Here is a 9,941-nt window from a genome sequence, read left to right as displayed (position 1 = left end):
ATCGTTAAAAATAAGCGCTTAGAATGACTAAACTTATTATTTTTAACCTCGAATCACCTAAAAAATAGTCGCTGTCAGTGCCATGGTCGAATGTTCAACACGCCCTAATAAAATTGGGTACGATTATCGACTAAGGAGGAGTACATTAATTAAATAGTACATCAATTAGATAAAGCTCGTACCTTGTAATTTGTCCACTTATAATTGCTTTAACCATTTACCTTTAGTCAGGCATCGCTATTTCTGTTAAGCCTGTTTTGAATTTTTGACAACGCTCAGCATAATGCAGCGCTGACATTTTCAACATCGCTACTTGCTCATCTGTCAGTGTCTTAACGACTTTGGCAGGTGCGCCCATCACTAGTGAGTTATCAGGAATAACCTGACCTTCAGTAATTAAAGCTTTCGCCCCTATCAGGCAGTTTTTGCCTATTTTGACATTATTGAGTACCACCGCACCAATACCAACCAGACTGTTATCACCGATCTCACAGCCATGCAGCATCGCTAGATGGCCAATAGTCACGTAATCACCGATAGTCACTTTGATACCTGCATCAGTGTGAATCACACTATTTTCTTGCACATTACTATAGTCGCCGATATGAATACGATCGTTATCGCCGCGTATCACCGCACCAAACCAAACATTGGCCTGATGACCCAGATACACATCACCCATCACTTGCGCTGAATCTGCTACCCAACCATTGAATGGTACGGCAAACTCAGGGGTTTTGTCCAAATACTGATAAATCATAACAACTCCTTGTTATCTTCATTATTTTTATAACAAACGATCATAAAAATTGAGTATATCGCTGCGCTGTTCATTGTGGCAAAGCCAACTGCTAAAATCCAGCGCTATTAGTGGCTGATGAATATCAATGTTATTGAAAATGACCGTAAACCTGCTTTTTTATGCTTAGGCTATTTTATTCAGTCTGTATTCCTCATAAAAACTCAACTTTCCTTTATGTAATGACTATTAATCCAAAGAATCGGCTAGCCATACTCGTCTATTTTATATATAATACGCAAAATCTGTGCCTAAGCGAGCGGACATGATGCAAGTTACCTATTCACTATCTAGTGGGTTTTGTAGTTTTCATCAATAATGTCTTCTCGCTTTTTTGTGGGAAATTTTTGTATATCGCCCTTTGATTTATTTTATCTGATAGCAGTCAGGTGCGGTAAATAAAAGGATACAGAGCAAAACCCTAACCCACAGAACATGATGGCACTCACCAATAATAGCGGAGGCAATCCTTGAATTCATCGGTAGAAACACAAGCAATTTTGGCATTAGCAGACGGTACAATTTTTCGCGGTGTCAGTATCGGCAGCCTAGGTCATCGTGTTGGTGAGGTCGTATTTAATACAGCCATGACAGGGTATCAAGAAATCCTAACCGATCCAAGTTATGCTCGACAGCTTGTGACCTTGACTTATCCGCATATCGGTAATACTGGCACCAACGCCGAGGACACCGAGTCTGGTAATGGACAAAAAGTATGGGCGGACGGTCTGATTATCCGTGACGCCACCATGGCCACTTCTAACTTCCGCAACTCTGAATCGCTTAGCGACTATCTACAACGTAACAATACCGTCGCTATCGCTGAAATTGATACACGCCAGTTGACCCGCCTATTGCGCGATAAGGGTGCACAAAACGGCTGTATCATGACTGCATCAAACGGTGAGACGATCACAAGCGACGACGAGCAAAAAGCGATTAAGCTGGCTCAAGGGTTTGCAGGTCTAAAAGGTATGGATCTGGCAAAAGAATGCTGCACCACAGAAAGTTTTGAATGGACAGTAGGCACATGGGATCTGTCAGACACCCTACTCAACCGCGATGTCGAAGGCAGCTTTGATAGCGGTACGGGCGGCTTCTTTAAGCAGTTGGGTACGCATGTCGATGCCAAATACAATGTCGTTGCTTATGACTTTGGCAGCAAAACCAACATCCTGCGTATGCTCGTCGACCGCGGCTGTCACGTGACGGTGGTCCCAGCACAAACGCCTATTGCTGATGTGCTCGCGATGAACCCAGACGGTATCTTCTTATCAAACGGCCCTGGTGATCCTGCAGCTTGTGATTATGCAATCGACGCCGTACGTCACATTATTGAAGAAACAGACGTACCAACCTTTGGTATTTGCTTAGGCCATCAGCTAATCGGTCTTGCCAGCGGTGCCAATACGATCAAAATGAAAACGGGCCACCATGGTGCCAACCATCCGGTGCAAGATCTAGCGACTGGCACAGTGATGATCACCAGTCAAAACCATGGCTTTGCGGTTGATGAAGACACGCTACCTGACAACGTTAAATCTACCCATCGTTCATTATTCGATGGTACCAACCAAGGTATCGAGTTGACCGATAAGCCTGTATTTAGCTTCCAAGGTCACCCAGAAGCCAGCCCAGGTCCACATGACTGCGCGCCATTGTTTGATAAGTTTGCGGATATGATGGCAGGTGCCAAAACAGCGTCAGTATAAATTGGTTTTAGTAAAATAAATTAAGGCTGAAATTTGTGAAAATTATATTAAAGTTACTTATAACTTGCTCTATTTTAGTTATGACATCCAACGTAAATGCTGCAAATAAGCTCATGTTGTTTGGTGATACAAATAATTCAGAGTATCTAGGTTGCCTAAGCTGTTCGGAAATATCGCCTGACTCGATTCATAATACTATTGGAAAATATGGTTCAGAAATTTCACCTCTATCTATTCATAACACTATCGGTAAATACGGTTCAAGTATCTCAAAATATAGCCCATGTAACACTATTGCAAATAGCCCACCAGTTATAGTTGACGAAGATGGTGGTTTTTATGGATATTTGACTTTAAACAGCATATTACCTAAAGCTACAAACGATCAAGAAACTCTTGCTTGGTTGAAATATAAAGTTTGTTCTAACTAAAAAACATAACTTTAATAAATAACTTTACTTATCCAAATTCTAAGGTGTTTCAATGCCAAAACGTACCGACATAAAAAGCATTCTTATCATTGGCGCAGGCCCCATCGTCATCGGCCAAGCGTGTGAGTTTGACTACTCAGGCGCACAGGCGTGTAAAGCACTAAAAGAAGAAGGCTACCGTGTCATCTTGGTCAACTCAAACCCTGCGACCATTATGACTGACCCTGTCATGGCAGATGCCACCTATATCGAGCCAATCACATGGCAGACGGTTGAGCAAATCATTACCAAAGAGCGTCCTGATGCAATCTTGCCAACCATGGGCGGACAGACCGCGCTCAACTGTGCACTAGACCTAGATAAGCATGGCGTACTGACTAAATATGACTGCGAGCTAATTGGCGCGACCAAAGACTCAATCGAGATGGCAGAAGATCGCGACTTATTTGACAAGGCTATGAAGCGCATCGGCCTTGAGTGTCCACGCGCTGAAACCGCTGAGACCATGGAAGAAGCCTTTGCGACTCAAGAAAAAATGGGCTATCCGTGTATCATTCGTCCATCATTCACGATGGGCGGTTCAGGCGGCGGTATTGCTTACAACCGCGATGAGTTTATCGAGATTTGTGAGCGCGGTTTTGACTTATCACCAAACCATCAACTACTCATCGATGAATCACTCATCGGCTGGAAAGAGTACGAGATGGAAGTGGTTCGTGACAAAAACGATAACTGCATCATCATCTGTGCCATCGAAAACTTTGACCCAATGGGCGTACATACAGGCGACTCAATCACTGTCGCACCCGCGCAGACGTTGACCGATAAAGAATACCAAATCATGCGTAATGCGTCATTAGCAGTACTGCGTGAGATCGGTGTTGAAACAGGCGGCTCAAACGTCCAGTTCGGTATCAACCCTGATACGGGACGTATGGTCGTCATCGAGATGAATCCACGTGTATCACGCTCGTCTGCCCTCGCCTCAAAAGCGACTGGCTTCCCGATTGCCAAAATCGCAGCAAAACTGGCAATCGGTTATACCCTAGATGAATTGCAAAATGACATCACAGGCGGCAAAACGCCAGCCAGCTTTGAGCCTGCGCTTGATTACGTTGTCACCAAGATACCGCGTTTCAACTTTGAAAAATTCCCACAAGCAGACAACATCCTATCGACTCAGATGAAATCGGTCGGTGAAGTCATGGCGATCGGTCGTAACTTCCAAGAGTCGATGCAAAAAGCCTTGCGCGGTATGGAAACTGGCGCGGATGGTTTCGATGAGCAAATTGATTTATCCAAAGTCAGTGCTGAGAAGGCTCGTAGTGAGATTATCAACCGCTTAACCATTCCAACGCCTGAGCGTATCTATTACGTTGCTGATGCCTTCCGTGTCGGTATGAGCGTTGATGACGTATTTAATTACACCAAGATTGACCCGTGGTTCTTGGTACAAATCGAAGACATCGTTAAGACCGAAGCGACGGTAAAATCACTCGGCTTTGGTGGCTTAAACGAAAACAACCTACGTCGCTTTAAGCGTAAAGGCTTGTCAGATTTGCGTTTGGCTAAATTGCTTGGTATCTCACAAAAGCAACTACGTAAGAAACGTTGGGATCTAAACGTTTATCCAGTCTATAAACGTGTCGATACCTGTGCTGCAGAGTTTGCGACCAGCACCGCTTATATGTACTCAACCTACGATAGCGAATGTGAAGCCAACCCAACTGACAAGAAAAAAATCATGGTCATCGGTGGCGGCCCTAACCGTATCGGTCAAGGTATCGAGTTTGATTACTGCTGTGTACATGCAGCGCTTGCCATGCGTGAAGACGGCTATGAGACCATTATGGTCAACTGTAACCCTGAAACGGTTTCAACCGATTATGACACCTCCGACCGTCTATACTTTGAGCCAATCACATTAGAAGACGTGCTAGAAATCGTCCGTATCGAAAACCCAGACGGTGTGATTGTGCAGTTCGGTGGCCAAACGCCATTGAAACTTGCGCGTGCGTTAGAGTCAGCAGGCGTAAAAATCATCGGTACGAGTCCTGATGCGATCGACCGTGCTGAAGACCGTGAGCGCTTCCAGCATATGATTCAGCAGCTAAACCTTGTACAACCATCGAATGCCTTAGCAACCAGCTTGGAAGATGGCTTGGTTAAAGCGAAAGACGTGGGCTATCCATTGGTGGTACGTCCATCTTATGTGTTAGGTGGCCGCGCGATGGAAATCGTCTATAACGAAGATGAGCTAAAACATTACCTGCGCACTGCAGTACAAGCCTCAAACGAAGCGCCTGTCCTGCTTGATCGCTTCTTAGATGACGCTATCGAAGTCGATGTCGACTGCGTATGTGATGGTAATGACGTGGTCATCGGCGGTATCATGCAACATATCGAACAGGCAGGTGTCCACTCAGGTGACTCAGCATGTTCACTACCACCATATTCATTGTCTGATGAGCTATGTGATGTGATGCGCGCTCAAACCATTGCTATGGCAAAAGAGCTTGGCGTGGTCGGTTTGATGAACGTTCAGTTTGCGGTCAAAGGCGAAACGGTATATATTTTGGAGGTGAACCCACGTGCTGCGCGTACCGTACCGTTTGTCTCTAAGTGTATCGGTACCTCACTAGCGCAGGTCGCGGCTCGCTGTATGGCAGGCACCTCACTCAAGGACCAAGGCTTCACGACTGAGATTGTTCCAGCATTTTATGCGGTCAAAGAAGCGGTGTTCCCATTTGCCAAATTCCCAGGTGTTGATCCCATCTTGAGTCCTGAGATGAAATCAACGGGCGAAGTCATGGGTGTGGGCAAAACCTTTGGTGAAGCATTCTACAAAGCCATCATCGGTAGTAATGAGCGTCTGCCTGGCCTACCGACTGAAGGCGAGACCAAGACGGTCTTTATCTCAGTTCGTGATAGCGACAAAGGACAGATCGCCTCAATCGCCCGTCAGCTTGCAGATTTCGGTTTTAATATCGTATCAACCACTGGCACGCAAAAAGTACTGAGCGACGCTGGTATCGAAAGTCAGCAAATCAACAAGGTCACTGAAGGTCGTCCGCACATCGTTGACGCCCTAAAGAACGGCAAAATTGACCTGATTATCAATACGACCGAAGGCAAGCAGGCACAAGAGGATTCATTCTCTATCCGCCGTAGTGCGCTACAAGGCAAGGTATTCTATGTCACGACGTTAGGTGCAGCCGATGCGGTTTGTAAATCTTATGCCATTGACTTACCGTTTGATGTCTATAAGTTACAAGATTTACATGAGCAAGCAAAGTCTATTGACGCGGCTGAATAATTTCAGTAGATTAAGCATAACCGCTAAGCTTACATAAAAGCTTAGCCAAAACTTGTTATTGATTATTTTGTGATAATCATACGTTAAAAAAACAATATTTTGAAAGAGACAAACCTACAAAAGCATAGTGGCTGAACTGCGACTATGCTTTTTATTACATAAGGTTCAGTGCGCTTGGTGCTAAAAGTAGAGGTGCTAACACACAACAGCCTATTTACTGACGACACCATCTGAACCCCGCTCTTTTTATATTTCATACTCATTGCAACAACATTGACACCATCTCCTTATGAGATGGTGTGGTGTTATTGGTTTAAGGAAAAAACATGCAACGTTATCCCATGACTCCGCAAGGACATGCAGCTTTAGAAGCTGAATTAAAACAGTTAAAAAGTGTCGACCGTCCACGCATCACAGCATCGATTGCTGAAGCCCGTGAACACGGCGATTTAAAAGAAAACGCTGAGTACCATGCTGCCCGTGAGCAACAAGGCTTTTGCGAAGCGCGTATTCGTGATATTGAAGCCAAGCTTGGTGGCGCACAGGTCATCGATCCCTCGACATTACCAAAAGAAGGTCGTGTCGTATTTGGCGTCAGCGTCATAATCGAAAACATGGACACTGAAGAAGAAAAACAGTACAAAATCGTCGGCGATGATGAGGCTGACTTCAAAGCAGGCAAAATCTCAGTCAACTCACCAATCGCTCGTGGCCTTATCGGTAAGTTTGAAGGCGATGAAGTGCGTATTGAGACCCCAAAAGGTGTGGTTGAATATGAAGTGATGAAAGTCATCTACGATTAATTTTATGCTTAAGAGGTGAGATCATTTAAGCAGTATATTTTTGAATAAGAGACTTTTTAAATAACAGATTTTTTAAGTAACCGTTTTCTTCTACAGCAAACATTTTTATCGTGATAGATATTACTGACAATCAGCGACTTATGATATAGATGACAGCGGCATCATATATTGATCGCATTTATAGCATACTCGTTACACAATGCTGCTTTTATACCTGATTTGTTTTGGTGCTTAATCATTTAAGCCTTCGTACATAGTGATTGAGCTTTATACCTCAGTGATTATCGTGTTAGAGACACTTGATGCTCACTTTTAGATAGGTCAATAGCATTGTACTTGCTACTCAAAATAATGATGGTCTGATCGTAGACACCGACTATCGTCCGTACTAATACCCTCGTTATTTGGCATACTTTGCGGTGTCATTTAGCGAGGATTTTGTGTGTTTAAACGTTAATTTATTGCTGTTTTACTTACTGTTACTTATTGAAACTGCTAAGGAGTCTATCATGACCATGAAGTCTTATACGCCATCAATCCCAACCGCTACTGTATCTGCCCTATTCGTAGGGATAGTGCTTGCTGCCGCTTCAGCCCATGCTGCACCTGAGATTGCTGTTAGCTCCTCTGTTGGTGGCAGTACCACCGTAGTCGAGCAGTACTCTGATGGCAAAACAGCGACCATCACAGCCACACCAAACGGCATCACGATGAAAGATGGCATGCCTTATGCGGTGACTCAAGTCACTACCGTGCCACGTTATGTCGTTCGCCAATCTCCTGTTGTTCAAGGCAGCACGACTGTCACAAGCGTACCTGTGATGAATGCGCCCGCGACAACGGTGATCACAAGCCAACCTGCACCCCATCAAGTGACAATGAATTTGGATGCTGTGCAACTGACACCAACATTCAGCACACCAGGGATTGTCAATGCAAACACCAAGGTCATGAAAATCATGAAAAATGGCGCTGGACGTGAGGTTGCGGTGCCTGCCAACCATATCGCCCCTGGTGATGTCATTGAGTATCACACCACATACACCAACACCACGGCACAGCCAGTCAATGACATCAATGCTATGGTTTCATTGCCGAGTGGCGTCCAGCTGGTATCGTTAAATAGCCCATTACCAACCTTTGCCACCACTGGCGGCGACACTTATCAAACCATCCAGCAAGTTGGCAATACCGTTGTTGTGCAAGAAAACTACTCTGGCCTAAAATGGAACTTAGCAAATCTTAATGCCAATGGCAATCAAACCGTGGTGATACGTGCCAAGGTTCAATAAATAATGCACTCACGACAAGATACGTGTCTTTAACCATATCACTTTGCAAAAGGTCCTGAACATTCAGGATCTTTTTTAATGTCTATGACATCGAGTAGCATTTACGCACCCCCACGACACCATGAGCCATACGACACTATCTGTCGTATTGTTTTATCAATTTTCCTATTAATACAATGACTTACTGTGTATTTTGGTAAAATAGTTGTTCATCAATTAATTGGTAAAACGCGACTTATGGCAAACATCAATTATGAAAGATTACAAGGCAAACTCAATATCTTGGCCGATGCAGCAAAATATGATGTCTCTTGCTCCTCCTCCGCTGGTACACGTAAAAACCAAGGTGGCGGTTTGGGCGATGCTTCAAAAAGCGGTATTTGTCACAGTTACACTGAAGATGGTCGCTGCGTCAGTTTGTTAAAAATTCTATTGACCAATCATTGTATCTACGACTGCGCGTATTGTACTTCACGTAAAAGCAATGACACCCCGCGCGCCGCGTTTAGTGTCGAAGAGGTGGTCGATTTGACCATGCAGTTTTATCGTCGTAACTATATCGAGGGGCTGTTTCTCAGCTCAGGTATTTTTAAAAATGGTGATTATACGATGGAGCGACTGGTCGAAGTCGCTAAGCTCTTGCGTACCCGTGAGCGTTTTAACGGTTATATTCATCTAAAAACCATTCCTGGCACCTCAAAGGAGCTACTACTAGAAGCGGGACTGTATGCTGATCGCTTGAGCGTTAATATCGAGATTCCAACCAAGTCAGGACTGGCTCTGCTCGCGCCAGAAAAATCACATGATGAGTTAAAAGCACCAATGGAGACGGTAAAAGAAGAGATTATAACTATCCGTGAGAGCCGTAAAACCCACAAAAAAGCGCCTAAATTTACGCCCGCGGGTCAAACCAGTCAAATGATCGTCGGTGCGAGCAACGAGACTGACTTGCAGGTGATTCAATTATCAAGTCACTTTTATAAAACCTATGATCTCAAGCGTGTCTATTACTCAGGTTATGTCCCCATGCTCTCTGATAATCGCTTGCCAGCGATTGGGACCCCTGTGCCGATGGTGCGCGAGAACCGTCTATATCAAGCAGATTGGTTAATGCGTTTTTATGGGTTTGGTGCGCACGAGATTGTGGAGCCAGAGTCGCCATTTTTGGACTTAGACTGTGACCCAAAACTGGCTTGGGCGATACGCCATCGTGAGCATTTTCCTGTCAATATTCAGACAGCGACTTATGAGATGATCGTGCGTATCCCTGGTATCGGTACCAAGACTGCCAAAAAAATCGTCAAAGCACGCAAGTTCAATCAGCTGACTCTAGAGCATCTCAAAAAGATGGGAGCCGCGGTTAACCGTGCCAAGTATTTTATCGCAACGACTGGCAAAAACGAGCACCTCGCTCACTTGACGCGTGACAACTTTCGTCAATATGTACTGGCGCAAACGCAGACCAAGTTTAAAGATCAACGTAGCGGTCAGCTAGCGTTGTTTTAAATTTGGCATTGTCGTAAATATAAATCAATCTAGGGCGTGTTGAACATTCGCAAATAGGCACTGCTGATCGCTAAAATTGTTC

Annotated in this window: 7 protein-coding genes; 6 read left to right on the top strand and 1 reads right to left on the bottom strand. The window is 44.6% G+C overall.

From position 1 onward, the window contains the following. Positions 1–223: 223 nt before the first annotated feature. Positions 224–760: a gamma carbonic anhydrase family protein gene (locus tag L0G63_RS12640; RefSeq protein WP_301450976.1), complete on the bottom strand. Its 537-nt coding sequence runs from the start codon at positions 758–760 to the stop codon at positions 224–226. A 509-nt stretch (positions 761–1,269) separates the two neighbouring features. Between L0G63_RS12640 and carA the strand changes: the two genes are divergently transcribed. The 6 genes from carA to L0G63_RS12610 all read left to right on the top strand — a co-directional run bounded on the left by carA (position 1,270) and on the right by L0G63_RS12610 (position 9,859). Further along, positions 1,270–2,511, top strand: a complete 1,242-nt coding sequence (gene carA / locus L0G63_RS12635; RefSeq protein WP_301450975.1) for a glutamine-hydrolyzing carbamoyl-phosphate synthase small subunit — start codon at positions 1,270–1,272, stop codon at positions 2,509–2,511. Between the two features lie 35 nt (positions 2,512–2,546). Next, a complete protein-coding gene (locus L0G63_RS12630) occupies positions 2,547–2,942 on the top strand; it encodes a hypothetical protein (RefSeq protein WP_156410704.1) in 396 nt (131 codons plus the stop codon). Positions 2,943–2,994: 52 nt separating this feature from the next. Further along, the gene (carB, locus tag L0G63_RS12625) at positions 2,995–6,258 is read left to right on the top strand and encodes a carbamoyl-phosphate synthase large subunit (protein ID WP_301450974.1); all 3,264 of its coding nucleotides are present in this window, start codon (positions 2,995–2,997) and stop codon (positions 6,256–6,258) included. 326 nt (positions 6,259–6,584) lie between these two features. Next, positions 6,585–7,061, top strand: a complete 477-nt coding sequence (gene greA, locus L0G63_RS12620; RefSeq protein ID WP_058025194.1) for a transcription elongation factor GreA — start codon at positions 6,585–6,587, stop codon at positions 7,059–7,061. A 509-nt stretch (positions 7,062–7,570) separates the two neighbouring features. Next, positions 7,571–8,353: a hypothetical protein gene (locus L0G63_RS12615; RefSeq protein ID WP_301450973.1), complete on the top strand. Its 783-nt coding sequence runs from the start codon at positions 7,571–7,573 to the stop codon at positions 8,351–8,353. A gap of 237 nt (positions 8,354–8,590) precedes the next feature. Further along, entirely contained in the window at positions 8,591–9,859 is a 1,269-nt protein-coding gene (locus L0G63_RS12610) for a putative DNA modification/repair radical SAM protein (RefSeq protein ID WP_301450972.1), read from the top strand. Positions 9,860–9,941 lie beyond the last annotated feature (82 nt).

This window comes from Psychrobacter sp. (genome assembly GCF_030454045.1).
GTDB lineage: Bacteria > Pseudomonadota > Gammaproteobacteria > Pseudomonadales > Moraxellaceae > Psychrobacter.
The sequence above is the reverse complement of the archived record's forward strand: the minus strand, read 5'-3'. Positions and strand labels throughout refer to the sequence as shown.

Bases quoted from the DNA above. Each gene is read 5' to 3' on its own strand.
- L0G63_RS12610 (WP_301450972.1), top strand. From the start codon at position 8,591: ATGGCAAACATCAATTATGAAAGATTACAAGGCAAACTCAATATCTTG.
- carB (WP_301450974.1), top strand. From the start codon at position 2,995: ATGCCAAAACGTACCGACATAAAAAGCATTCTTATCATTGGCGCAGGC.
- L0G63_RS12640 (WP_301450976.1), bottom strand. From the start codon at position 760: ATGATTTATCAGTATTTGGACAAAACCCCTGAGTTTGCCGTACCATTC.
- greA (WP_058025194.1), top strand. From the start codon at position 6,585: ATGCAACGTTATCCCATGACTCCGCAAGGACATGCAGCTTTAGAAGCT.
- L0G63_RS12615 (WP_301450973.1), top strand. From the start codon at position 7,571: ATGACCATGAAGTCTTATACGCCATCAATCCCAACCGCTACTGTATCT.